The sequence below is a fragment of the Halorientalis brevis genome (assembly GCF_023077655.1).
In genome coordinates, this window is the sequence record NZ_JALLGV010000003.1 from 44,431 (window position 1) to 67,456 (window position 23,026).

Annotated in this window: 25 protein-coding genes; 10 read left to right on the forward strand and 15 right to left on the reverse strand. The window is 65.7% G+C overall.

Annotated elements, in window-relative coordinates:
- Positions 1-84 precede the first annotated feature (84 nt).
- Positions 85-1,032 carry an AEC family transporter gene (locus MU553_RS05685; protein WP_247376614.1) on the forward strand — a complete coding sequence of 316 codons (948 nt, stop codon included), beginning with the start codon at positions 85-87 and terminating at the stop codon, positions 1,030-1,032.
- A 27-nt stretch (positions 1,033-1,059) separates the two neighbouring features.
- On the opposite strand, the gene MU553_RS05690 is transcribed toward MU553_RS05685, so the two are convergent.
- From MU553_RS05690 to MU553_RS05700, 3 genes are all read right to left on the reverse strand, one after another.
- Entirely contained in the window at positions 1,060-1,650 is a 591-nt protein-coding gene (locus MU553_RS05690) for a hypothetical protein (protein WP_247376616.1), read from the reverse strand.
- A gap of 296 nt (positions 1,651-1,946) precedes the next feature.
- Positions 1,947-3,422 carry an MATE family efflux transporter gene (locus tag MU553_RS05695; RefSeq protein ID WP_247376617.1) on the reverse strand — a complete coding sequence of 492 codons (1,476 nt, stop codon included), beginning with the start codon at positions 3,420-3,422 and terminating at the stop codon, positions 1,947-1,949.
- On the reverse strand, positions 3,419-4,054 hold the full coding sequence (locus MU553_RS05700) for a TetR/AcrR family transcriptional regulator (protein ID WP_247376618.1): 636 nt from the start codon (positions 4,052-4,054) through the stop codon (positions 3,419-3,421). The genes MU553_RS05695 and MU553_RS05700 overlap by 4 nt, the downstream gene beginning before the upstream one ends.
- 276 nt (positions 4,055-4,330) lie before the next feature.
- Between MU553_RS05700 and MU553_RS05705 the strand changes: the two genes are divergently transcribed.
- The 3 genes from MU553_RS05705 to MU553_RS05715 are packed head-to-tail and all read left to right on the forward strand — an operon-like array spanning position 4,331 to position 9,241.
- Positions 4,331-6,040, forward strand: a complete 1,710-nt coding sequence (locus MU553_RS05705; protein ID WP_247376620.1) for a COG1361 S-layer family protein — start codon at positions 4,331-4,333, stop codon at positions 6,038-6,040.
- Position 6,041: 1 nt separating this feature from the next.
- The gene (locus tag MU553_RS05710) at positions 6,042-8,402 is read left to right on the forward strand and encodes an efflux RND transporter permease subunit (protein ID WP_247376623.1); all 2,361 of its coding nucleotides are present in this window, start codon (positions 6,042-6,044) and stop codon (positions 8,400-8,402) included.
- Between the two features lie 2 nt (positions 8,403-8,404).
- Entirely contained in the window at positions 8,405-9,241 is an 837-nt protein-coding gene (locus MU553_RS05715) for a universal stress protein (protein ID WP_247376624.1), read from the forward strand.
- A 110-nt stretch (positions 9,242-9,351) separates the two neighbouring features.
- Here the strand turns inward: MU553_RS05715 and lrp are convergent, their stop codons facing one another.
- Positions 9,352-9,807 carry an HTH-type transcriptional regulator Lrp gene (gene lrp, locus MU553_RS05720; RefSeq protein WP_247376626.1) on the reverse strand — a complete coding sequence of 152 codons (456 nt, stop codon included), beginning with the start codon at positions 9,805-9,807 and terminating at the stop codon, positions 9,352-9,354.
- 127 nt (positions 9,808-9,934) lie between these two features.
- Between lrp and glnA the strand changes: the two genes are divergently transcribed.
- Positions 9,935-11,308, forward strand: a complete 1,374-nt coding sequence (glnA, locus tag MU553_RS05725; RefSeq protein WP_247376627.1) for a type I glutamate--ammonia ligase — start codon at positions 9,935-9,937, stop codon at positions 11,306-11,308.
- Between the two features lie 6 nt (positions 11,309-11,314).
- Here glnA and MU553_RS05730 read toward each other — a convergent pair whose 3' ends face one another.
- Positions 11,315-12,211: a phosphatase PAP2 family protein gene (locus tag MU553_RS05730; protein WP_247376629.1), complete on the reverse strand. Its 897-nt coding sequence runs from the start codon at positions 12,209-12,211 to the stop codon at positions 11,315-11,317.
- Entirely contained in the window at positions 12,208-12,612 is a 405-nt protein-coding gene (locus MU553_RS05735) for a hypothetical protein (protein WP_379813773.1), read from the reverse strand. The genes MU553_RS05730 and MU553_RS05735 overlap by 4 nt, the downstream gene beginning before the upstream one ends.
- Positions 12,613-12,856: 244 nt before the next feature.
- Between MU553_RS05735 and MU553_RS05740 the strand changes: the two genes are divergently transcribed.
- The gene (locus MU553_RS05740; RefSeq protein ID WP_247376631.1) at positions 12,857-13,255 is read left to right on the forward strand and encodes a hypothetical protein; all 399 of its coding nucleotides are present in this window, start codon (positions 12,857-12,859) and stop codon (positions 13,253-13,255) included.
- Positions 13,256-13,540: 285 nt separating this feature from the next.
- Here the strand turns inward: MU553_RS05740 and MU553_RS05745 are convergent, their stop codons facing one another.
- From MU553_RS05745 to MU553_RS05755, 3 genes are all read right to left on the reverse strand, one after another.
- Entirely contained in the window at positions 13,541-14,728 is a 1,188-nt protein-coding gene (locus MU553_RS05745; protein WP_247376632.1) for an RNA-guided endonuclease InsQ/TnpB family protein, read from the reverse strand.
- Positions 14,729-14,885: 157 nt separating this feature from the next.
- Positions 14,886-15,119: a hypothetical protein gene (locus MU553_RS05750; RefSeq protein ID WP_247376635.1), complete on the reverse strand. Its 234-nt coding sequence runs from the start codon at positions 15,117-15,119 to the stop codon at positions 14,886-14,888.
- Positions 15,120-15,151: 32 nt separating this feature from the next.
- A complete protein-coding gene (locus MU553_RS05755) occupies positions 15,152-16,258 on the reverse strand; it encodes a tRNA (guanine(26)-N(2))-dimethyltransferase (protein ID WP_247376637.1) in 1,107 nt (368 codons plus the stop codon).
- Between the two features lie 94 nt (positions 16,259-16,352).
- On the opposite strand from MU553_RS05755, the gene MU553_RS05760 reads away from it, so the two are divergent.
- Positions 16,353-16,706 (forward strand): hypothetical protein, encoded by a 354-nt coding sequence (locus MU553_RS05760; protein ID WP_247376639.1) that lies wholly within the window; start codon positions 16,353-16,355, stop codon positions 16,704-16,706.
- A gap of 372 nt (positions 16,707-17,078) precedes the next feature.
- Here MU553_RS05760 and MU553_RS05765 read toward each other — a convergent pair whose 3' ends face one another.
- On the reverse strand, positions 17,079-18,131 hold the full coding sequence (locus MU553_RS05765) for an aldo/keto reductase (RefSeq protein WP_247376640.1): 1,053 nt from the start codon (positions 18,129-18,131) through the stop codon (positions 17,079-17,081).
- An 83-nt stretch (positions 18,132-18,214) separates the two neighbouring features.
- Here MU553_RS05765 and MU553_RS05770 point away from each other — a divergent pair, with 83 nt between their 5' ends.
- Positions 18,215-18,436, forward strand: a complete 222-nt coding sequence (locus MU553_RS05770) for a hypothetical protein (RefSeq protein WP_247376642.1) — start codon at positions 18,215-18,217, stop codon at positions 18,434-18,436.
- Here MU553_RS05770 and MU553_RS05775 read toward each other — a convergent pair.
- Positions 18,424-19,473, reverse strand: a complete 1,050-nt coding sequence (locus MU553_RS05775; protein ID WP_247376644.1) for a CPBP family intramembrane glutamic endopeptidase — start codon at positions 19,471-19,473, stop codon at positions 18,424-18,426. The genes MU553_RS05770 and MU553_RS05775 overlap by 13 nt on opposite strands.
- An 83-nt stretch (positions 19,474-19,556) precedes the next feature.
- On the opposite strand from MU553_RS05775, the gene MU553_RS05780 reads away from it, so the two are divergent.
- Both MU553_RS05780 and MU553_RS05785 read left to right on the forward strand, forming a co-directional pair.
- A complete protein-coding gene (locus MU553_RS05780; RefSeq protein WP_247376646.1) occupies positions 19,557-19,769 on the forward strand; it encodes a hypothetical protein in 213 nt (70 codons plus the stop codon).
- 89 nt (positions 19,770-19,858) lie between these two features.
- Positions 19,859-20,065: a hypothetical protein gene (locus MU553_RS05785; RefSeq protein WP_247376648.1), complete on the forward strand. Its 207-nt coding sequence runs from the start codon at positions 19,859-19,861 to the stop codon at positions 20,063-20,065.
- A 16-nt stretch (positions 20,066-20,081) separates the two neighbouring features.
- Here MU553_RS05785 and MU553_RS05790 read toward each other — a convergent pair whose 3' ends face one another.
- The 4 genes from MU553_RS05790 to MU553_RS05805 form a co-directional block, all read right to left on the reverse strand.
- Entirely contained in the window at positions 20,082-20,201 is a 120-nt protein-coding gene (locus MU553_RS05790) for a CcmD family protein (protein WP_247376649.1), read from the reverse strand.
- Entirely contained in the window at positions 20,201-20,932 is a 732-nt protein-coding gene (locus tag MU553_RS05795; RefSeq protein WP_247376650.1) for a cytochrome c biogenesis protein, read from the reverse strand. Before MU553_RS05795 ends, MU553_RS05790 begins: the two co-directional genes overlap by 1 nt.
- Before the next feature lie 68 nt (positions 20,933-21,000).
- Positions 21,001-21,693, reverse strand: coding sequence for a cytochrome c biogenesis CcdA family protein (locus MU553_RS05800; protein ID WP_247376652.1), 693 nt, complete (start codon positions 21,691-21,693; stop codon positions 21,001-21,003).
- Positions 21,694-21,731: 38 nt separating this feature from the next.
- Positions 21,732-22,985 (reverse strand): c-type cytochrome, encoded by a 1,254-nt coding sequence (locus MU553_RS05805; protein WP_247376654.1) that lies wholly within the window; start codon positions 22,983-22,985, stop codon positions 21,732-21,734.
- Positions 22,986-23,026: the final 41 nt, after the last annotated feature.

A 23,026-nucleotide genomic window follows, 5' to 3' on the forward strand; every position in this document is an offset into this window, starting at 1 on the left:
ACGCGTGTGACGGTCGTGACGACTGGTTGACGTGTCCCGGCGCGTATCGAAACCGTTGACTCGCGCGCCGGTCTGGCTGCGACCGTGTCGCTGCTCTCAGTGCTGACTTCGGCTGTTCTCCCGGTCGTCGCCGTGGCCGGCGTCGGCTACGTTCTCGGCTCGGTCCGCGACGTCAACGTCGAACCGCTCTCGACGGTGACCATCTTCGTCCTCGCGCCGGCGCTCGTCTTCTACAGCCTGCTGACCACGCCGATCTCCGGGTCGACGGTCGCTCGCCTGTTCGGCGGCGTCGTGGCCTTCACGGTCGCGATCGTCGCCATTGCGGAGGGCGCCGGGCGCTTCCTCGGCGAACGGGAACCGATCCTGGGCGCGTTCGTGCTCACGAGCACCTTCTCGAACGCCGGCAACTACGGGATTCCCCTCTCCGCGTTCGCCTTCGGCGCGCTCGGCCGCAGCACTGCCGTGCTGTACATCGCCGTCCAGTCTGTCCTGATGTACACCGTCGGCGTCTACGTCGCCTCCCGCGGGCAGGCCGCGTCGATGCGCGGCGCCCTCGGGAAGGTGTTCCGCCTCCCGCTCGTCTACGCCGTCGTCGCAGCCGGGGTGGTTCGCGCGTTCGATCTCGCGCCGCCGACTGACACGGCTGCCATGGAGACGATCAGGCTCACCGGCGAGGCGGCGATCCCCGTGATGTTGCTGATGCTCGGCATCCAGCTCGCGGGACCGGTCGGGGGCGCGACGGTCCGGCGCGTCGCGCCGGCGACGGTTCTCAAACTGCTCGTCGCGCCAATCGTGGCACTCGGTGTCGCCCTCGGCGTCGGTCTCACCGGGACCGTCGGCCGCGTGTTCGTCCTGGAGTGTGCCATGCCGGCCGCGGTGACGCCGCTCATGCTCACGATCGAGTTCGGCGACGGCGCCCGGGAGTTCTCCGCGGCTGATTACGTGAGCACGACCATCCTCGTCAGCACACTCGGGAGTCTGGTGACGCTGACGGCGCTGATCGCCGTCCTCCAGTCCGGGGCGCTCCTGTGAGTTCCGTCCGGGGACCGAACGGGCACCTCACTGTGGGGTCCTGGATTCGATGTCGCTCAGGTCCTCGTCGAGCGCGCGGAGGACGTCCCGGTCGCGCGGTCCGTCCGTCCAGGAGTGGCGGTAGGTCGTGACGTCGAGACCGATTGCAGCCCCGACGAGCAAGGACGGGTCGGGTTCGCTGTCGCTGAACCCGTCTCTGCGAAACGCGTCCTCGAACTCGTCGCTTCGGGCCCAGCCGTGCCACGTGGCCTCGGCATCGTCGCCGACGACCGCGATCACGCGCTCGTCGGCGAGCCAGTCGACGGCCTGCTTTGCACCGACGTCGGTGTCGTCGGGGACGACGACGAGATCTGCGTTGTTCGCGGCGCTCACGGTCGGAATCTCCTCTGGAACCGCCAGGTCGACGCCGTCGGCGACGAACACGGCGGTCTGGTGCAGGCTGGTGAATCGCAGATCGTCGGTCGATTCGCCACCGGGGAGGCCGCTGCAGCCAGCTACTGCACTGCCGACGACGGCACTCCCTCCCGTGAGCACTCGACGGCGCGTCAGCCGTCGCGTACTGTCTGCCTGTCGCCACCGTGCCGTCGAGCCGTCGTCACCGACTGGCTTGCGAGACATACCGAACACAGGTCGGCTCACTGACTAAACGGCTTCGTAGACTGAAATCATCGTTTGTCCCTGGGACGGCGTGACTACTGGGGAAACCCGATCGCTTCGCTTACGGGACCACCGAAAGACTGCGTCTTTCGAGCCGCCGCTCAGTCGTCGGTCTGCTCCCGCCTCCCGCGGTTCGACTCGCAGCCTCACCGCTCAGTCGTCGGTCTGCTCCCGTCTCCCGCGGTTCGGCTCGAAGCCTCACCGCTCAGTCGTCGGTCTGCTCCCGCCTCCCGCGGTTCGACTCGCAGCCTCACCGCTCAGTCGTCGGTCGGACTCGCCTCACCGACGTCCTCCGCCCCGGAACCCACGTCCTCTTCGGTGAGGTCTGCCTTCCGCCAGGTGCCGCGCTCGAACCAGAGGAACGCGATGACGGCCGCGGCGACGTTCGACACCGCGAAGGCCATCCAGATCCCCGTCGGACTGGGCGTCGAGAGGAACCAGTAGCCCTCGGGCGCGAGGCCGCGCGAGGCGAACCACGCGACAGGCAGGCGGATGACCGCCAGCATCGTGATCGAGACGGCGGCGGCGGTCAGCGTCTTCCCGGCCCCGCGGAAGCCGCCGGAGTAGGCGCGGACGACGCCGATGAACCCGAAGGTCGGCGCGACCCATCGGAGGAACGTCGCGCCCTCGCGGATCACGCCGGGCTCGTCGGTGAACAGGTCCATGACCGCGGGCGCGGCCGCGAAGATGACGACGCCGAGAAGCGCGAGAATCGCGAACGAGGCCTTCGCCGCGAAGTGATTCGCGGCGGCGGCGCGGTCGGGTTTCCCGGCCCCGATGTTCTGGCCGGTCATCGTCTCGACGCCGCGGTCGACGGCGATGGCGGGCATGAAGATCAGCGAGAACACGCGGACGCCGACGCCGAACGCCGCCTCGACGGTCACCGAGAACGTCGCGACGATAAAGAGCAGGGCGTTGACCGACAGCGCGCGGCCGGTCCCTTCGACGGACGCCGGCACGCCGATGCGGAGCAGGCGCTGGACGTATTCGAGGTCCGGCACCATCTCGCCCGGTCGGATGCGGACGCCTCTGGTTCCGGCGAGCATGATCGCCATCCCGACGACCATCGCGAGCCCGCGCGAGAAGACGGTGGCGACTGCTGCGCCCTGCACGCCCAGCGCTGGGAACGGCCCCCAGCCGAAGATGAGGAACGGGTCCAGCGCGATGTTCAACACGACGGTGCCGAACATCACCAGCATCGGCGTGATGGTGTCGCCGGCCCCGCGCATCAGCGAGATGAACACGAAGAAGCCGAACATGAACGGCAGCCCCAGCGCGACGACTTCCATGTACTCGGTCGCCAACAGGAGCACCCGTCCTTTCGCGCCCAGCAGTGCGAGAAACTCCTCGACGGCGAAGTAGCCGAGGACGCCCAGCAGCGCCGACGCGAGGAACGCGAACGTCACCGTCTGGGAGGCGGCGTACTCTGCCTTCCGAGGCTCGTCCGCGCCGGTGAACTGCGCGACGAGCACGCTGCCCGCCACCGCGAGTCCCATCCCCAGGGAGATGAGCAGGAACACGAGCGGGAACCCGAAGGTGATCGCCGCCAGCGGCTGCGGCGAGTCGAACTGCCCCAGCCAGAAGGTGTCGGCCAGGTTGTACATCACCTGCAACAGGTTCGTGATGATGATGGGAAAGGAGAGGAAAAAGAGCGGTTTGGCGATCTCGCCGCTCGTCAGGTCCAGTTCCTCCTGGCCCTTGAACAGACTGCCGAGACGCTCGCGGACGCTCATTCCGGCGTCACCTCCGTTGGGCCGTCGAGTCGACCGTTCTCACCAGCACAGTCCTCGGACACGAGGTGCGTGTCGACGTACGCACGGAGCATCCGCCGGGTGCAGTCGATGTCCTGGCCGACGGCGACCTGCTTGGTCTGTGCGCCGTCCAGCGTGGTCACGATGAACCGGGCAGTGTCAGCGGGGTCGACCGTGCGGAACTCGCCGGCCTCGATGCCGGCTGTGATGTACTCGCGGACGCGCTCGAAGACGAACGCGTCGAACGCTTCCAGCCGCTCGCGGATGTCGTCGTCGTAGGGTGCCTGGGCCTTCAGTTCGAGAATCGCCGTTTTGAACGCCACGCGCTCGTCGTCGTCCTCGGTCGGCGGCGAGAGCACGCTCTCGACGAACGCGTCGAGGCGCTCGGCGGGCGTCTCGCCGGCCGGGTCGGACACGCGGTCGGTGAACTCCTCGAAGAGATAGTCGAGAAACGCCACGAGCAGGTCGTGCTTGCTGTCGTAGTGGTAGTGCAGCGACGCTTTGCTCTTGTCCGTCTCGTCTGCGATGTCCTGCATCGTCAACTCGGCGTACCCGTGCTCGCAGAGGGCACGGTACGTCGCCGTCATGATCTCGGTAGAAACGTCGTCAGACATGGAGGGGATGGAAGTAACTAACTGACTGGTCAGTCAAAAGCGTTCGGAACTGGATGCGCGACTGGTGTGCTATTCCGAACCGCACGTGGGGCAAGCCGACGCCGGTCGGGGTCGATAACCGGTACCCCGGGTGGTGTATTGGATGGCTTGGACAATTCTATTAACTCGAGGCCTCGGCAGAATGAGCCAATCCATAAATTCAAACCTCTAAATACCGATTAGATGTGTTCTGGTTCCATTACACTTAAGTATACTATCCACAATATTGCGAACAAGATGCAAAACAGACTCACCGCAGAGTTCGGCAAGGTGGCGATCATCACAGTGATGTTGCTCGTCGGGGCAGCGGCGTGGACGGTTCCGGCGGCTGCGTACGGGTACGACGACGTGTCGGAGCCGGTCGTGACGCCGACGATCGAGGCCGACAACACGCTCGAACCGGGGGAGACGACGACGTTGCCCATCGCGTTGCAGAACCAACCCGACCAGTCGATCGAACTCACCGGTGACGTCAGAGACCTCCAGTCGGTGATCCAGACCCAGGGGATCCGACTTGGGTCTGCCGGCGGGACGACCGTCGAGTTCCACGCCGGCGAAGCACCGATCGAGATCAAGACGGGGCGCCGGAACGTCGGTGACATCCGGCCGCGCGGGAAGCAGATGACCAGCGTCACGGTCGAAGTCGACGAGGACGCAGCGCCCGGGACGTACCAGGTTCCGGTGACGATGAACTACACGTACGTCGACAACGTCGACGCGTGGGTCAACGATCAGGGGGACACGGTCGTCACCGCCGTCGACGACTACGCCATCGACCGGGAGACGGTGACGGTCGAGAAGACGATCACCGTCGAGATCGAAGAGACCGCACAGCTGTCGATCCAGGAGGCCACCGGCAACGGGCTCTACGAACAGGCCAACGGCCGGATCGAGGTGACCGTTCAGAACAGCGGGACCGAAGCGGCCCGCGACGCAACGCTGAACATGGTCGGAACCGAGTACGTGCAGCCGCGGACGAACGGCGTCGGCCTCGGCACGCTCCAGCCGGGCGAGACCGCGACGGCCTCCTTCCAGGCCGCGGTCGCTGACGCGGACACGCCGGGACAGTACGCGACTGACTTCCAACTGAGCTACAAGGACGAGAACGGCCGCGCCCGGCAGTCCGACGTCGAAACTGGCCGAGTCAAGATCGGGAACGGTCCGGCGTACGAGCTCTCGGCCCGGAGCGAGGCGCTGTACGTCGGGTCGACGGGTGCGGTCGCTGTCGAGGTGACGAACACCGGTGACCGCACGGCAACGAACGCTCGCGCGAAGATCGCGTCGACGGGACCGTTCTCGCCGGTTTCCAACAGCGTCAGCCTCGGCGATCTGGCTCCCGGTGAATCGACGACTGCGACGTACCGGCTCGAAGTGGCCGACCAGGCGCTGCCCGAGACCTACTCGGTTCCGGTCACCGTCGTCCACCAGGACAGCTACGGGAACCGCGTCGCGGACGACGACGAGTCCGTCGACGTCGCCGTGGGGCCGGAGACGGACTTCACCGTGACCGACGTCGCCGAGACCGAGGCCGGATCGACCACCACCCTCACGTACACGATCCGGAACACGGGCGGCGGCACCTTCACTGACGCAGTCGCACGCATCAACACGAACTCGCCGTTCGAGACCGACGACGACACCGCGTACGTCGGCACGCTCGAACCGAACGAGACGACGACGGTTTCCTTTACGGTTAGCACCGACGGCGCTGCGACCCCCAAGTCCTACACGCTCGACATGAGCGTCAAGTACGACAACCAGTTCGGCGAAACCGTCGTCACGGACGTCCAGTCCGCGCCGGTCACCGTCGCCGAGTCCAGCGGCGGGTTCACCGTCGGCGCGATCACCGGCTTCGCCGGCGGGGCCGGCGCGCTCGTTGCCCTCCTGCCGCTCGCGCTGATGTTCGGCATCGCCTACAGAACCGACCTGCTGTCCCGGATCAGGTAAGATGCCGACCGAGTTCGGACGGCGCGTCCGTGACGCGCTCGAGTCGACTGGCCGGTACGCCGCGGAGAACCAGCGGCAGGTGTTCGCGGTCGTCGCCGTGACGGCGCTCCTCTCGCTCGGCATCGGGCTGTCGGGCGTCCAGATGAGCATGGGGATGACGCTGTACGTCGACGACGACTCCCGGACGATCCACAACTGGGAGACGCTCAAAGACGAGTTCGACACCGGAAACAACGTCTTCGTCGTCGTCGAGTCCGACCGGCTGTACGACCCCGAAACGGTGCGCGCGATCGACCGCCTCGATCGCAGGTACGCTGACAACGTCGACTCCGTCCGGCAGGTGACGTCGTTCGCCGACCTCGTCCGCCGCGGGAACGGCGGCGAGATTCCCGACACCGAGGCCGGCGTCCGTCGCTCGCTCGATCGCGTCCGCGAGTCCAGCCCCACGGCGGCCGCGCAACTCGACCAGCTCGTCCCCGAACAGGGGACGACGGTGCTGCTGGTCGGCTACGGCGAGGTCCAGACGTTCGACCGCGGGAACTTCCTCCCGCAGCGGGGCGCCGACATCGTCTACACCGAACTCCAGGCCGAGACGGACCTCGCCAGGACGCCCCCGGGGCTGTCCGTGACGATCACCGGTCAACCGGTGTTCGAGAACGCCGCGTTCGGGCTGATGCTCCCCGAGATGATCACGCTGTTCGCGGGCGCGTTCGCGCTCATCTTCGGCGTCGTCTACCTCGTGATGCGGCAGAAGGCCGAGCGCGGCTGGCACGTGCTGCTCCCGCTGATGACCGCGATGTCCGCGCTGCTGTACATGATGGGCGCGATGGGCGTGCTGGGTTACGACTTCAACGCCATCATGCTCGGCGTGATGCCGATCGCGCTCGGGCTGGGGATCGACTACACCCTCCAGATCCACTCCCGGTACATCGAAGAGCGCCGCGCCGGCAGCGACCCCGTCGCGGCCGCCGGGATGGCCACCCGAACGACCGGTCGCGCGCTCCTCATCGCGATGGGGACGACGGTCGTCGGCCTCGGCTCGCTGCTGGTGTCGGCGGTCCCGCCCGTCCGGCAGTTCGGCGTCGTCAGCGCGATCGCCGTGCTCGCGGCGATGGCGCTGTCCGTGACGCTCCTGCCCGCGTTGCTGGTCCGGTACGACCGCGACGACCACGGCACGGTGGGGTCCGTCGACGACGGCGACTCCGGCGACTGGCTCGAACAGGCCGTCTACCGCTTCACGACCGGCTTCTCCGGCGGTCGGCCGTTCGTGACGCTGCTGCTCGCCGTGTTGCTCGTCTCCGGGGGCGCGTACGCGTATCCCCAGGTCGAGCCCAAACAGGAGATGATGGACTTCTGGCCCCAGGAGCTGGACGCGAAAAACGACATGGAACGGCTCTCGGACACCGTCGACAGCCCCAACGTCATCTACGTCATCGTCGAGAGCGACCAGGCGTACACGCCGGCGATGTTCCGCGACCTCGCGACTTACCAGCGGCTCATGCTGGAGAACGACCGAGTCAACACGATACAGAGTCCGGTCACGCAGGTCAGCGCCGCCAGCGGCGGCACCGCCCCGGACAGTCAACAGGAGTTCGATCGCCTCCTCGACCGCGTCGAGGAACCCGACGACTCGGGACTCACGCTCTCGGAGCGCCACCCGAACCGGGTCGTGCTGTCCGTGTACACCGACGACATCGAGGGACCGGCCGTCCGGACGCTCATCACCCAACACGAGCAGACCGCCGAGACCGCGCTGCCGGCGTCGGCCGACGTCCGGATCACCGGGAAGCCGGTCCTCAACCGGAACGTCATCGAGAACGTCACCGCCGGCCTCACGCCGATGACGCTGCTGTCGTTCTCGCTGGGCCTGCTGTTCCTGACGTTCGCGTTCCTGTCCTGGCGGATCTCGGTCACGCTGATCGCCAGCGTCGCCGGGAGCGCGGCGCTGCTCGTGACGGGCGCGATGTACCTGTTCGGCATCCCGTGGAACCCGCTCACGATCACGATGTCGTCGCTGACGCTGGGCATCGGCGTGGACTACGGGATCCACATCTTCGAGCGGTACGAACAGGAGGTCCACGAGCGCGGGCTCTCGCCGCGTACCGCCGCCGCGACCGCCGTGGCCAAGCTCTCCCGGCCGATCATCGGGTCGAGCTTCACCACGATCTTCGGGTTCGGCGTGCTCATGGTCTCCCGGTTCCCGGTGCTCGCGAACTTCGGCAAGACCACCGTGCTCGCCATCGGTTTCTCGCTCCTGACGGCCTTCGTCGTGTTGCCCGCGGCGCTGACCGTCACCGGGCTGGCCGGTGGGAAGGCGAACGCACAGCCGACCGCGCCGACCGACTCGATGGGAAGTGATTAGCAATGTACGACAACATCCTCGTTCCGACGGACGGCAGTGACTGCGCACGCGGGGCGGCCGCACACGCGATGACGGTGGCGGACGCCTTCGGGGCGACCGTCCACGCGCTCTCGGTCGTCGACCCGATGGAATACGCGAGCGGCAGCGTCGGTGACGTCTCCGACCTCGTCGACCGCGAGCGCGAGACGTTCTTCGACCGCGCCAGCGAGGCCACGGCCGCCATCGCCGACATCGACCCCTCGGTCGACGTCGAACAGCACACGCGGCAGGGAACGCCCCACGAGATCATCACCGAGTTCGTCGAGGCACACGGCATCGACCTCGTGGTGATGGGGACGCACGGCCGGACCGGTCCCTGGCGTCACCTCCTCGGCAGCGTCACCGAGCGGACGGTCAGGACCGTCACCGCACCGGTACTCACCGTCCACGGGGAGTGTCAGTCGGTCGCCTACGACGACGTGCTCGTCCCGACGGACGGGAGCGAGTACGCGGACGCTGCCCTCGAACACGCGATCGCGCTCGCAGACGCCTTCGACGCCACGCCCCACGTCCTGCACGCCGGCGACGCCGACCACGGGCGCGCCGCCGTCGCCGACGCCAGGGACCGCATCGTCGAGACGACCGGTCGCGAACCGGTGACCGAGATCGCGAGCGGGGCGCCGAGTGCCGTCATCGACTCGTACGCCACCGACGCCGACGTCGATCTCGTGGTGATGGGGACGCACGGCCGCACGGGCCTCTCGCGACGCGTTCTGGGAAGCGTGACGGAGCGGACGATTCGAACGACGACGCACCCCGTCCTCGCCGTCCACACCGACGACGCCGCCCCCGAGCAGTGAGTCTGGCCAGTGTCGGGGTGACTTCGGCCGCCCCGTCGCTCGCGCCATCGACGGCACTCACGGCGCTGGCGGGGCTGGCGGTCGGAAAAGAGCGCACCGCGCGGGGCGCGTTACTCCACGTCGAGGTCGAACTGTTCGTGTTCGCTGGCGGCGTTGAGGACGACGCTGGTGTTGGACTCTTTGATCTGCGGGTCGACGAGCAGTTCTTTGATCTGGTTGTTCATCCCGTCGGTGTCGGTGAACTTGCCGATGGCGATGATGTCGTAGTCACCGGTGACCTCGTACACCGAGATCATCTGTTTGTGCTGTTTGAGGCTCTCCGTGACCTCGGGGAGCGCCGATCCCTCGACTTTGAGCTGGACGACCGCGGTCACGTCGTAGCCGAGCGCGTCGTAATCCAGCTTGGGGGTGTACCCGTTGATGATCCCCTGTTCTTCGAGGTCTTTGAGGTGGTTCGAGACGGTCGTGACCGAGACGTCGAGGTCCTCGGCGAGACTTCGAAGACTGGCGCGTCCGTCGCCGAGCAGGGCATTTACTAACTTCCGGTCGAGATTTTCGTACGTCATTACGTTCACAAACTCGCTGGGGGCATTAGAATTTTACGAATATCCAATTCCTCGGAGCGAGTCGTGAGCTTTGCGCAAATCAATAGGGTTTTTATATTTGGGGTATAGCTTTCCGGTGACGAGAAAGATGACAAACCCGAACGTAAAAGCTGACGGCGGTCTCACTGCGGAGGCACAGGAGGTCCTCGACGAAATCGAGGAGAAAAACGTCGATTTCCTGCGGTTGCAGTTCACTGATATTCTCGGCACCGTGAAGAACGTCTCTATTCCGGCGGAGCAGGCCGAAAAGGCGTTCGCCGAGGGTATCTACTTCGACGGTTCTTCTATCGAGGGCTTCGTTCGCATTCAGGAGTCGGACATGCGCCTCGTCCCCGACGCCAACACGTTCTCCGTCCTCCCGTGGAAGAACTCGGAGGAACACGCCAGTGCACGCCTCATCTGTGACGTCATCAACACCTCGACCGGCGAGCCCTTCGAGGGCGACCCCCGCTACGTGCTGAAGCAGGCCATCCAGCGCGCCGAGGACATGGGGTATCAGGTCAACGCCGCCCCCGAGCCGGAGTTCTTCCTGTTCGAGGAAGACGAAGACGGCCGCGCCACGACCAAGACGAACGACGCCGGCGGTTACTTCGACCTCGCGCCGAAGGACCTCGCCTCCGACGTGCGCCGTGACATCATCTACGGCCTGGAGGACATGGGCTTCGAGATCGAGGCCAGCCACCACGAGGTCGCCCAGGGCCAGCACGAGATTAACTTCGAGTACGACGACGCGCTCACGACCGCCGACAACGTCGGGACCTTCCGGACGGTCGTCCGCGCCATCGCCGCAGAGCACGACCTGCACGCGACGTTCATGCCCAAGCCGATCCCGAAGATCAACGGCTCGGGCATGCACACGCACCTCTCGCTGTTCACCGAGGACGGCGAGAACGCGTTCCACGACGAGGACGACGAGTTCAACCTGAGCGAGACGGCAAAGCAGTTCCTCGGCGGGATGCTCGACCACGCTCCGGCCATCACGGCCATCTGCAACCCGACCGTGAACTCATACAAGCGCCTGGTGCCGGGCTACGAGGCGCCCGTCTACGTCGCCTGGTCCGACCGCAACCGCTCGGCGCTCATCCGCAAGCCGGCCGCGCGCATCCCGGCCGCCTCCCGCGTCGAGCTGCGCTCGCCAGACCCGTCGTGTAACCCCTACCTCGCGCTCGCCGTCATGATCCACGCCGGTCTCGACGGTATCGAGAAGGGCATCGAGTCGCCCGACCCCGTTCGGGAGAACATCTACGACTTCGACGAGGAGAAACGCGCCGAGTACGGCATCGACACGCTGCCGGAGAACCTCGGCGAGGCCGTCGACGCCCTCGAAGCAGACGAGGACATCTACAACGCGCTGGGCGAGCACATCGGCGAGAAGTTCGTCGAAGCCAAGCGCCAGGAGTACAAGGAGTACCTCGTCGACGTCTCCGAGTGGGAACTCGACCGCTACCTCGAGACGTTCTGACTTCGACTACCGCTTTCTTTCGTCCGCCACGACCGGGAGCACCAGCAGCGTCGCGACGATGGCAGCCGACAGCAGGAAGGTGATCGGTAACGCCGGTTCGAGGACCTCCATCCCGACGAACAGCCCGCCGATCACGGTCAGACCGCCCACGACGAGCAGCCCGCGCTCCCGCGCCGAGAGCGACGCGGCTGCGATGCGGTCGCCGGCCACCTGCCAGGTGAGGCGGCCGCCCAGCGCCATCCCGAGCGCGATGACCGGGTCGCGCTCGTAGCCGCCGGCGAACAGCGCGAAGACGCCGGCGAGGACGGCCAGCAGGAAGGCGATCCCGACCTGCCGCCCGTTGTCCGTCGCCTTCGTCGCGAGCGCCAGGTACGCCACGCCCAGCCCGAACCCGCCCAGGACTGAGAGCAGGTGGTGGACGCCGATGGCGACGCGGGAAAAGCCCACGATCCCGGCGAGGACGCCCGCACCGAGCAGTCGTCGTCGCGAGACCGAGTCACCGTAGACGAGCGCGAGGCCACCGTACACCACCGTGGCGCCGAACGCGTGCCCACTGGGAAAGCCGTACCCCTCGGCGGCCGTCACGCCGACGTAAAGGTCGAACAAAGGCCCGGGAAGCCACCCGCCGTTGACCGCCCCAGCCGGCGGGCGCGGATACGCGATCAGGAGTTTCAGTCCAACGGTGAGCGCGAGGCCGCCGATCGCGAGTGCGACGACGTAGGCGACGGCGCACCGATCGATGCGGTCGTGGAACCCGGGCACCCGTCCGTCGGCGAGGAACAGCGTCGAGAGCAACAGCAAGAGAAACCAGACGTCGCCCAGTTGGGTGACGAGCGCGAAAACGGGGACGAGCGGCCCCAGAACGTCCTGGACGACGGAGATCACGCCGGTGCCGTGACTCATTGCCGGACGTCGTGGACGAAATCACGCAGGCGACCGGGCACGCCTGCGGCCGTGACGCCGATCCCCACGAGGACCATCAGCGTGTAGAGCCCGAGCGTCGAGAGCCAGATGACGACCATCGCGAGGATGGCCCAGCCGCCGCTCAGGAAGTAGAACGCCCCCAGGGTCATCACCGTCCCGTACAACAGGACCAGGTACGGTCCCCACCCGGTGGCGTGGCCCCGTCGGACGCGCCCGCGGACGTAGCGTTTCAGCTCGCTTTCGAGTTCGTCACGGTGGACTGTTCGATCCTCGATTTCCTCCTCGAACTCCTCCATGTCCGCGCGGAGTTCGGCAAGCTCCTCGGTGACGTCTCGGTTCCCGGCCGTCGGGTCCGGCGACCCCCCTTGCTCGTCGGTCATACTCGGTTGTTGCCAAGTATATCGTTGCCATTCCTGTTGTAGTTGCCGGTTGGAGTCGCCTGCGATCTTCCGGTCAGCCCACCCGGGGGTCGGGACGCCCCCGACCACGGCGGTTCGTGACACGGGTCGTCTTGGGTGCTCGGCCCCAAGTATCCGTGGGCTGTCCGGCCACCGTCACGTCAACTCGACTCGACAATTGTCCGACACCGAAAACACATTAGGGGCCGCCGTGGGATACTGTTGTATGGACGAGAAATACGAGCGGGGTATCCTCCGGATTTCGGCCGTGTTCATCCTCGCGGCCGTCCTGCTCATTCCGCTTGGTTTCCTGGGGCTGCCGGCCACCCCGGGCGTCGTCGTCGGGATGATCGTGCTCGCCTTTACCCTGTTTTACGCCTGGCAGTTCAGCGAGGACTACAACGCGTATCTCTCCGGCCTCTGGCTCGGCCCGACCATCGCCGCCATCGTGTCGGCCGCCGGGCTCGTCATCGGCGCGTCACCCGGTGAACTCCAGTCGCTCGGCGGCGTCGTCGGCCTCATCGGCGTGTTCAACCTGCTCTTGCGCCCCGTCTACCGCATCGTCCACTACGTCCTCACCGTCACGATCCAGATCGGCCGCGAGATCCAGGAAGAAGGCTGGTAGACCACCTTTTTTCGGCTCGGGTGCGCGAAGCGCACCGCTCGCCGAAAAAATCTGGACCAAAAAAGGCGCGCCCTCCGGGCGCGTGAACCGCTCGCGCCGCCGGCGCTCGCGGATGCTTTCTAGAACTACTGCGACAGCGTCTGTGCGAGCGCGTCTGGCGCGCGATCTGCACAGGACTCGCACAGCCAGTTTCCTTTGAGCCGGTAAACGGGCCATCCGACCCGCAGATGGGGCAACTCTTGAGTACGGTCACGGGCTCTCGGACGGGCGCTAGCCACAATGTGACTACTCCCACGAGTGAACTCGTGGGCTTCCTTCACTGAAGGTTAGGCCCACGTCATCTGGGGAGTTCGCAGATTCTATCTCATCGTCGAGTCCTTCGAGTCTGATCTGCGTTTCGGGCTGAGCCACGACAGCCCCCGCCGTCGATAGCGGGCTTTCAATATCCTTACCGACGGCTCGTTGACCGATATTTGAAGCACCGTTCTTGTCTGCACTATCGTCCAGACCGCAGCTGTGGCACTCAATGCGTCCCTGAACCTCGCGGTTCGTGTTCTGTGAGCCACATCGCCAGCACGTTACAGACGTGTCGTATTCCTCGATAGGGAGACACTCTCGTCCATCAAGATGGGCTTTGTACGTGAGGAAATTCGCCATCTTCGCAAACGGCATCTTGTGGGTCTTGTCGTTCACGTACCGGCCTTCGTCGCTGTCGAAACGAATGCCCGTCATGTCTCCAAAGACGATCACGGCGTTGCGCTTTCTGGCACGAGCGACGATCTCGTTTGCTGTCTTGTGGAGCGCGTCTTCGACGGTTCGAGATTCTTTGTCTCCAAGGCGTTGGATGACCTGAGCGCCCTGTCTGACTTTCGCGTTCCCGATGGACTTGCGGAGTTGCTTGTAGTGTTCTCGAACGTCACGAACACGCTTGCCGTGGAACTCAGCATCGCGGTCAGACAAGAAGGTACTGACAGCGATCCACTTCGCACCCATATCGACGGCAAGTACGTCATTGTATTCCTCGTTGACGGTCACAGACCGTGTACAGACGAGGTGGACGTACCAGTCACCGTTTTTGTAGACAAGTTCGGAATCACTGAGATACTCATCTCGCATCAGCGATTCATCTTTGTCGGGGACAATTGCTGGACACCAGATACTGTTCCCCTGCCCTCGGTCGGGGTCATAGACGGGAACTTTGAACCACCAGTCGGACAGAACCGTATCTTCGTCGTGTTCGATGGTGATGCAGTCATTACGGAGAACGACTGGTTGCATGGTGTCTGTTCGTGGATTCTTGTTCGAGCGAACCTTGTCTGCCTGTTGACTTGTGGCAGAATAGAGGTTCACATCACTGGTAGCATCCTGAACAGCAGTCTGAAACGTACTGTATTCCCGTGAGAGAAGGGACTCTTTGCGTTGAGTGAGTGAATGGAGCCGGATGCGAACAGTGGTCGTGACCTCTCGAAGCATCGGTTCGCTGTATGCTGATTATCGGCTTGAACTAGCTTAAAGCTGTGCTTCCACCAACCGTTTGGCTGCTATCGAGAGTGGCTTGATTGTCGGAGCGGCGGATTCATCCCACGACTGAAGTCGTGGGCTTTCTCCTTGTATCTCTGTAAACGGGGACTTATCGAGTCGAGACACCGTCTGCGGACCCACCACCGCGGTTCCGCTTTTGCAGATAATAGGCGTAAACCAGCACGGCACCGATAATGGGTGGAAAGAAGAACCCGATGAAGAATCCGACGGCCCACATATCCGCAGTGTCCATGTTCCGCTTGCTGGCATCGCGATAGATCCACACCGCTCCGAACGCGGCGAGCGGGATGGCGAGGAACCACGGAACGACGATCTCCACCATTGGACTGTCTCTACTTTCGTTCTCCCTGTTCGTTACTCCCGCACTGCGTCGGCGATCTCCGCGACGTCGGCGGTCGTCTTGAACGTCGTCCCCCCGTAGTGGGTCCGCGAGGCCTCGAATCCTGCGTCCCGCAACCGTTCCAGGAACTCGTCCATGCCGATTGCAGACTCGTTCCACCGCTTGTAGAGCCGATGCTGGTCGTAGTGCATCGGGCGGTGGAGTTCGTCGCTGATGGTCGCGAGCAGGTCCCGCGCACGGTCGGCGGTCCCCATCTCCTCGGTGACGTGCTCGCGAACTGCGTCGACGAACGCGGCGTCGTGGGCCGGGCCGAGCCACAGCGGCCCGGCGGTCTGGAGGTGGTGGCCGCAGTGCGGACACTCGTCCATGGGGTCGGCGATGAGGCCGCGGTCGGCCCGCCGGAACAGACAGTGCTGGCAGTGGTCGACGTAGCCCAACTCGTCGAACAGGTCGTTGGCGGCCTTCGCGCCCTCCGAGACGCTGAGGTAGGTCCGGGCGTAGTGGTCGGTGACGTGGCTCAACACCGGCCGAGCGGCCACGTCGAAGCGTCCGGCCGTGCGGACGAGCGACGAGAGGAGAACGCGCAGCCCCATCTCGGCGTGGTACTCGGTGTTCCGGGGGACGGCACCGTACTTGCGGACGCCGCTCATGAAGTGAGCGCCACACAGCGGCGCGGTGTCGGTGGCGGTGACACAGAGCAGTCCGCGTGTCCCCCGACTGGCGGCCTCGACGAAGGGGACCGGCGTCCCGAACGGGTCGACGTCGACCACGTCGTAGCGCTGCTGGTGCATGCGGACGTTCGCGTCCTGGTGGCGAACGTCGCCGGCGAGGTCGTTCCGCGCGAAGTTCTCCTCGGCCAGCGCGACGGCGTCGGGATCGATGTCACAGGTGGTCACGTCCCAGCCGTCGGCGGCGGCGCGCACGCCGCGGACGCCGCTGGCCGCCGTCGCGTCGAGATACGAGTCGGCCGGGCCGTGGTCGCCGTCCCGGTAGGCGCGCAGCGTCGCGATCGTCACGTCCCGGTTGAGTTCCATCTCGGGGTTGTAGAACACCCCGTCCTCTTTCCCGTCGGTCGCCTCGCTCGGGACATCGACTTCGACGTTCCCCTCCTCGACGAGCATACCTCCTCTCGCATCCCCGGTGCGTTAAGCCGTACGCTCTCGGTTCGCTGTGCCGTGTGCACCGAACTCCTTTTCTCACTCCTACTCGAACGACATGTTCGTGACCCCGGTCGAGGAGTGGGTAGCGACCCTCGAAGCCGCCGGCGAACTCACGCCCGAGGCCGTCGATCGCATCATCTCGCTACACGGCGAGCGCGGCACGCAAGCGATCGACGCCGTCGCCGAGCGCCGGGTCAAGCAGTACCGCGATTTCACCGTGGTCGTCGGCTACGACGACGAGTACATCGTCGAGAACGGCTCCTGTAACTGCGCCGACGCCGAGTACAACCTGGACGCCGACGACCCCACCCAACTCTGCTGGCACACCATCGCGGTCAAGATCGCCGAGGCGATCGACGCCGCCGACCACCACGACATGTGGTATTCGGACGTCCGCGAGTTCCTGTGACTGCGTCTTCCCATCGGTGATCGGAACGCTCGGATAGTACCCTCGTGGGAAATCTCCCCGACAGACGGCCGTCACCTCACGGCGGAATCGGGACCATACTGGTCGTTGCAGAGCGTGAAAACACTGCCCGGGCGGTGAAAGGGCGGACGGCGCGTCGGTGAACGGACTGAACGAACTGAACGGTCTGTCCCCTTTATCATCTTCCCGTCAAAATGGTGACACGGGCGCCCTGGTGCTCACGATTCGGGCCTCCCGGGCCAGTGCGGTGGGTGTCGGGGCGTCTTCTTCCCCAGTTTCCGCTGGTCGTGACTGACTCCTGGAGCCGTCGCGTCGGCTGGACTGGCTACCCAAAAACGAAGTCGACAGGTGGCGTCAGTCGCCGGCGGATTTCATGCCGGTGTCTTCGAGGTCAGCGCCGCCGACGGACGAGCGGAGCGCGTCCATCCCGTCGTCGCGGTCGATGCCGAAGTTGTCCTCGTAGAGCTCCTCGACGCGCTCCTGTTCGTCCTCGGAGAGCGCGGGCGTGTCGGGTGCCCCGGCCCACTCGTCGATGTCGTCGGTGGTGCGGAACGTGGGCGTGACGGTCGCGACCTCGTCGAACGAAAGGAGGTACTGGATGGCAGCCTGGCCCATCGTGCGCTCGCCGTCGCGTTCGAGGAAGCGGACGTTCTCGACTTTCTCCCAGCCGGTCTCGTACCACTCCTGGGGACGGTGCGCGCGGTGGTCGCCTTCGCCGAGTTCCGTGTCGGGCGTGACCTGCTCGTTCAGCAGTCCGGACGAGTGTGGCACGCGCGGCAGGACGGAGGTGTCGGCGTCGAGGCGGCGGACCTCCTCGATGGCGTGGCGGCCGGGCACCTGCTCGAACATGTTCCAGACGAGCTGGACCGCGTCGAACTCGTCTTCGACGGACTGGGTGGCCTCGGCGAGCCAGCCGATCGAGGGGCCGAGCGCCCAGCCGATGGCCTCGACTTTCCCCTCTTCCTGGAGTTCGTCCAGGGTTTCGAGCACGTCGGGGGTGACCTCGTCGACGTTGGCGTTGTGGAGCATCAGCATGTCCACGTAGTCCATCTCCAACCTCTCGAGCGAGCGGTCGAGCGCGGTGCGGATCCACTCGGGATCGACGCGCTTGGGGAGTTCGCCGTGGCCGGCCTGGGGGTTGTTGTAGAAGTCGTAGCCGACCTTCGTCGAGACGACCGCCTCGTCGCGGTACTCGTCTAAGGCCTCGCCGATGAGTTCCTCGGAGTCGCCGTGGCCGTACACGTCGCCGGTGTCGAAGAAGTTGATGTCCTGTTCGAGGGCGTGCTGGACCATGTCGATCGCCTGGTCGCGGGAGCGGTCGCCCCACCAGTCCGTGCCGACGACCCAGGCACCGAAGCCGACTTCTGAGACCTCGATACCCGACGAACCGAGTTCGCGGTAGTTCATGTCCGCCGCTTGGGACGCAGGCCACTTAGCGAACACGGTCCGCGCTGGAAACTTTTGTATCCCTCCCACGCGCACGCCAGCGTATGAACGACGCCCTCGCGCGCCGACTGGATCTCGTCGTCACGCTGCTCGGTGCGATCCTCGGTGCGCTCCTGGCGATCGCACTCCTCACTTGGGGAGCCAACGGCTTCCTGCTGGTCGGCAGCGCCGCGTTCGTCCTCGGAATCGGTGCCGGCGCACTCGTCCAGTTTTCGGGGCAGCCGACGGACGGCGAGTCCGCCGACGCGTCTGCTCAGGACGACTGATCGCGCAGCGTCGGCGTCGCCACGGCGTCCCGGAGCGCCACGTCGCCGTACGCCCGGCGGACCCACCACCAGAGCAGCGCCAGCCCGAGGACGAGTGCCAGCAGCGCGACGAGGCCGCCCTCCGGCCCGAACGCACCGCCCGTGAACAGTTCGGGACCCGTCGTCTCCGTCTCCATGACGGTCACGCCGACCGTGATCCCGCTGACCGGGAACCCGTACACCGCGCCCACGGTGGCGTTCCAGGTGAGGTGCATCCCCACCGGCACCCCCAGGCGATCGGTCAGCACGTAACCCAGCCCAAGCAGGATGCCAAAGAGCGTGATGTTGACCACCGAGAGGGCGGTGGCGTTGGGATTCGACGCGTGGAGGACGCCGAAGATACCGGCGGTCACCAGCGTCGCGATGACCATGGCAGCGCGGGTCCCGATCCGCCAGAACCCGGCCAGCCCCTCCGCGATGTTCGTCAGGAGATAGCCGCGCACGATCAACTCCTCGAAGACGCTGACGCCGACGAAAAACAGGACGACGAGCAGGACGGCGAACCACGGCGGGGCCGATCCGAACCCGAGCAGCGCGCTCTCGCTGGTTCGGAACAGGCCCGTCACGGTGAGCCACCCGAAGGCGAGTTCGACCAGGAACACCGCCGTCGGGAGGACGACGCCGAGCGCGAGGCCGAACGCGCAGTCGCGCCACCACTGGCCGTCGAGCCGAAGGCCCAGATCGGTGAGGTGCCGTCTGTCGATGACGTAACTGAGTCCGAGGAGGGCGGCCAGCAGCACAGCGGTGAGTACGAGATACAGGAGCGTGCCGTACAGCGCGGGGAGGTACGGGCCGCCGAACTGGCCGGGTTCAGGGAGCAGGGTCGACGCCAGCCCCACGAGAAACAGGACGACGCCGAAGCCGACCAGTCCGAGCGCGAGTCGCCAGGGCATGCGGGGGCGGCGTTCGGTCGAATTTATGAACACCCGTTGCAGCGTGGACGCTGCCGAACTCCGTCCGGTTTCGCCGCTCGTCTCGACGTCCTCGTCGGTACGCATACTCGTTCGTTTGCCCCGCTGGTGGGTAAAGTCCGGTGTCGGGTTCCGAAAAGAATTCGAGTCACTGCGTTGTCGTTTGTCTCATGGACCCTGCCCTCCGTCGTCGGCTCGACGCCCTGATCGTCATCTGCGCAGCGATCCTCGCGTACCTCGTGAGTTCAGCCCTGTATCGCGATGCCGTGTTCTTTCTCGTGGGATGGCTCGTGTTTACCGTGGGTATCGCGAAGGCTGCCGACTGGTATGTGCAGTTCTCCGTCCTCTGGGAGACGACCGAGCCAGCTGAATCCGAGCTCTGACGTTTCTACTCCGGCCTGAACGGCAGTCGTGGCTGCTGTTCGTACTCTTCTGTGCATGGTTTATTTTACCGACACAACGTATCGCCGATATGCACCCCGCTCACCGTCGTCGCCTCGACGCGTTGATCGTCCTCTGTTCGGCCATGCTCGGCCTCGCAGTGACCGTTCTCTTCCTCTCAGAAATGGCCGGACCGTTGCTGTTCGTCTTCGCGCTCGTTCCGACGGCCGTCATCGCGCTTGTTGCCCTCACCTACGCCGACGGTAGTATCTCCGAGGAACCGCTGGCCGACGGATAGACCGTCCCGGACTGCCCTACTGTTGCCGATCGCGGACCTGCTGGTCGAGGCGGTCGAGTCGGCGCTGCAGGCGCAGCATGTAGCCGAACAGCAGGCCGAAAATGGTCGTGTAGCCGACGAGTAGTAGCGGTTCCATCAGCGGTCACCTCCGTTGCGTGGCTGTGTCATGCGAATGCGGTCTTCGACTTCGTGGAGTTCGATGCGCAGTGCCATGAGGTACGTGTAGAGGAAGGTCGCGGCGGCGAGCGACACCATGAGCGTCGTGGGATCGATGTTGGCGCTCACGTTCGGGTTCGCCAGCGTCGTCTCGTGGAAGGTCGGCGTCCACAGTCGGGTCGAGAGGTAGGAGATCGGCACCGTCACGAACCCGAGGACACCGTAGACGGCGGCGTAGGTGTCGTCACCGCCGTGTTCGGTCGCGCCGTAGACGACGAGGTAGCCGGCGTAGATGAACCAGACGACCAGGAACGTGACGAGTCGGACGTCCGTCCACTCCCACCAGGAGTTCCAGATGACGCGGCCCCAGATGCTGCCGGTGATGAGCGTCAGCGTCGCGAACAGGTAGCCGATCTCGCCGGCGCTGTGGGCGAGTCGGTTCCAGAACTGGCCGTCGTAGCGCAGGTACAGCGCGCTGCCGACGAACGTCACCGACATCGCGAGCGCCGCCACCCAGGCCAGCGGGATGTGCCAGTAGGCGATGAGGTTCGCGCCGTGTTTGACGCCGTACATCGTGTCGGACGCGTGCCCGAACACCAGCACCAGCGAGAGCACGCCGGACGCGAGCGTGCCCCACCGCACTGTCCGGCTCCACATGACCCAGTGGGCCAGGCGGATGACGCGGGCCAGCGCCGACGATATTGTACTCATTGTGAGATTCTCTGTCGTGGTAATGGGACGGGCCGTTTAACGCTTTTCACCTCGGGTCGCGCAGTCACTCAGACCACTCCGTTGGCGACCGTCATCGCGAGCTTGTCGATCTCGAACAACATCGACACGCCGGTGAGCACGAGCAGGCCGCCGGCCACGCGCCTGAGTACCGCTGGCCGATCCTCGGTCAGCACGCGGTCGCGCAGCCACTGCCCGCTCCGCTTGCCGCCGTAGGCGACGACGAGCAGCGGGAGCCCGAACCCGGTGCCGTAGACGAACAGCAGCGCGCCGCTCCGGACGAGGTCGCCGGTCGTCCCGACGTACGCGAGCACCGCGCCCAGGACCGGGCCGACGCAGGGAAGCCAGATCACGCCCAGCAGCAGGCCCAGTGCGACGGCGCTGGCGAGCGGATGGGACCCGCGCTCCAGCGTCGTCGAGAGCGAGGTGGCACGCCCGGCGACGCGCGAGGCGTACCGCTCGTAAATCGCGTTGAGGTCGTCGTCGACCATCACTGCGCCGAACCCGATCATGAGCACGGTGAAGGGGAGTCGGAAGGCGTCGGGGTCGAGCGAGCCGAGTGCGCCGGTGGCGACGCCAGCGGCGGTAAAGGAGACGACGCTGCCGGCGACGATGCCGACCGGGCGCAGGCGGTGGCCGACGCCGCCGGCCAGCAGCGGCGGCAACATTGGCAGACAGCAGGGCGTCAGAATCGTCAGTATCCCTGCCAGAAACACCGCCGTTGCGCTCGGGAGGTCGACCATGCTCGAAACGAAATGGTGGCTGAAAGAAGTGGCTGTCGTCAGTTCCCGCCGTCCATCGCGTCAGCGATGCTGTTCTGGTTGTCGGCGGTCTCGTTGCGGAGCGGCTGGTCGTACCGGTCGACGTCGGACGGGATCATGCTCTCGTTGAGCGGCGTGTCGTCGGTCGGGATGCCAGCCAGTTCGAGCTTGTGCGTCATCGGGTTCTTGTCGTAGCCGAACCGTTCCTGGACGCGCTCGTAGTAGACTGCCTCGTCCGGCGCACCGGCCTCGGACCAGTCTTTGGGCTGGCGCGGCAGGTGCGGCCGGTCGTGAGCGTTCATGTAGCCCGCCATGTCCTGGACGTCGCGCCAGTCGGACACCTGGTGGGCGTAGCCGTACGGCATCGCTTCGCGGATGAACGCCGCGGAGGTGTAGATCCGGCCCATGCCAGCGCCGTCGTTGTAGGAGCCGTTGCCCCACAGCGGCGGGTACTGTCCCTCGATGCCCTGCCCGTCAGCGCCGTGGCAGGACGCGCAGTTCTCGAGGTACAGCTCGGCACCGCGCACCGGGTTGACCTCCGGAATCGGCACCTTCTCGTCGCCCGTCGGCTTGTTCAGGTGCTGCCAGTACGGTTTGCTCCCGGTGGGCTGGCCCTGGGCGAGCCACTCCATGTAGGCCTCCATGGCCTGCACTTCGCGGCTCGTGTACTCGGGCATGCCCTCCGGGGAGTCCGGCGAGTTCATGCTCCGCATGAAACAGCCCATGATGCGCTGGCGCATGTCGCGCATCCGGCTGGTCCGGTTGGTCCACTCGGGGTAGCTCGCGGCGGTCCCGACCAACGGAATCATGTCGATGTCCTGCCCGACCATGCCCTGGGTCGTCGGCAGGTCACCGCCGCCGTGACAGTTCGCACACGAGAGGTTGTTGCCGACGTGGTTCGGCATCTCCTCGGACGTGTTGGCCATGATCTCCCGGCCACGCTTGACGAGTTCGCGCTCCATGGGGTTGCTCGGCAGCGTCGACGCGTTCATCTGCTTGGGGACGAAGTTGACCTGCTCGCCAGCGGTCGCGTTCCGGTAGCGGAAGTTGTCCTTCTGCTCACCGGTGCGCAGGTCCTGGTCGTAGACCTTCGAGTCGTTCCACTGGGCGGGGAGGTCGGTCGGTCCGCCGCCACCGCCGACGCCAGCACCGCTGCCCGGCGCTGCCGTGTTGTTGAACGCGTCTTTCGTTGGCGCACTGCCACAGCCCGCGAGCGCGACGAGCGCGACCGCGAACACTGCTGCCAGCATGTGCCGGCGTGTGAGCCAACTCATACTGTACTCACCTCGAAACTGCCCGACTTGTGTTGAATTCG

Excerpts from the sequence above, each read along its gene's own strand:
- MU553_RS05745 (WP_247376632.1), bottom strand. The coding sequence starts at position 14,728 with ATGCTTCGAGAGGTCACGACCACTGTTCGCATCCGGCTCCATTCACTC.
- MU553_RS05705 (WP_247376620.1), top strand. The coding sequence starts at position 4,331 with ATGCAAAACAGACTCACCGCAGAGTTCGGCAAGGTGGCGATCATCACA.
- MU553_RS05790 (WP_247376649.1), bottom strand. The coding sequence starts at position 20,201 with ATGGAACCGCTACTACTCGTCGGCTACACGACCATTTTCGGCCTGCTG.
- MU553_RS05710 (WP_247376623.1), top strand. The coding sequence starts at position 6,042 with ATGCCGACCGAGTTCGGACGGCGCGTCCGTGACGCGCTCGAGTCGACT.
- MU553_RS05775 (WP_247376644.1), bottom strand. The coding sequence starts at position 19,473 with ATGCGTACCGACGAGGACGTCGAGACGAGCGGCGAAACCGGACGGAGT.
- MU553_RS05770 (WP_247376642.1), top strand. The coding sequence starts at position 18,215 with ATGAACGACGCCCTCGCGCGCCGACTGGATCTCGTCGTCACGCTGCTC.
- MU553_RS05785 (WP_247376648.1), top strand. The coding sequence starts at position 19,859 with ATGCACCCCGCTCACCGTCGTCGCCTCGACGCGTTGATCGTCCTCTGT.
- MU553_RS05690 (WP_247376616.1), bottom strand. The coding sequence starts at position 1,650 with ATGTCTCGCAAGCCAGTCGGTGACGACGGCTCGACGGCACGGTGGCGA.
- MU553_RS05780 (WP_247376646.1), top strand. The coding sequence starts at position 19,557 with ATGGACCCTGCCCTCCGTCGTCGGCTCGACGCCCTGATCGTCATCTGC.
- MU553_RS05805 (WP_247376654.1), bottom strand. The coding sequence starts at position 22,985 with ATGAGTTGGCTCACACGCCGGCACATGCTGGCAGCAGTGTTCGCGGTC.
- MU553_RS05730 (WP_247376629.1), bottom strand. The coding sequence starts at position 12,211 with ATGAGTCACGGCACCGGCGTGATCTCCGTCGTCCAGGACGTTCTGGGG.
- lrp (WP_247376626.1), bottom strand. The coding sequence starts at position 9,807 with ATGACGTACGAAAATCTCGACCGGAAGTTAGTAAATGCCCTGCTCGGC.
- MU553_RS05700 (WP_247376618.1), bottom strand. The coding sequence starts at position 4,054 with ATGTCTGACGACGTTTCTACCGAGATCATGACGGCGACGTACCGTGCC.
- MU553_RS05735 (WP_379813773.1), bottom strand. The coding sequence starts at position 12,612 with ATGACCGACGAGCAAGGGGGGTCGCCGGACCCGACGGCCGGGAACCGA.
- MU553_RS05740 (WP_247376631.1), top strand. The coding sequence starts at position 12,857 with ATGGACGAGAAATACGAGCGGGGTATCCTCCGGATTTCGGCCGTGTTC.
- MU553_RS05760 (WP_247376639.1), top strand. The coding sequence starts at position 16,353 with ATGTTCGTGACCCCGGTCGAGGAGTGGGTAGCGACCCTCGAAGCCGCC.
- glnA (WP_247376627.1), top strand. The coding sequence starts at position 9,935 with ATGACAAACCCGAACGTAAAAGCTGACGGCGGTCTCACTGCGGAGGCA.
- MU553_RS05750 (WP_247376635.1), bottom strand. The coding sequence starts at position 15,119 with ATGGTGGAGATCGTCGTTCCGTGGTTCCTCGCCATCCCGCTCGCCGCG.
- MU553_RS05765 (WP_247376640.1), bottom strand. The coding sequence starts at position 18,131 with ATGAACTACCGCGAACTCGGTTCGTCGGGTATCGAGGTCTCAGAAGTC.
- MU553_RS05795 (WP_247376650.1), bottom strand. The coding sequence starts at position 20,932 with ATGAGTACAATATCGTCGGCGCTGGCCCGCGTCATCCGCCTGGCCCAC.
- MU553_RS05715 (WP_247376624.1), top strand. The coding sequence starts at position 8,405 with ATGTACGACAACATCCTCGTTCCGACGGACGGCAGTGACTGCGCACGC.
- MU553_RS05800 (WP_247376652.1), bottom strand. The coding sequence starts at position 21,693 with ATGGTCGACCTCCCGAGCGCAACGGCGGTGTTTCTGGCAGGGATACTG.
- MU553_RS05755 (WP_247376637.1), bottom strand. The coding sequence starts at position 16,258 with ATGCTCGTCGAGGAGGGGAACGTCGAAGTCGATGTCCCGAGCGAGGCG.
- MU553_RS05695 (WP_247376617.1), bottom strand. The coding sequence starts at position 3,422 with ATGAGCGTCCGCGAGCGTCTCGGCAGTCTGTTCAAGGGCCAGGAGGAA.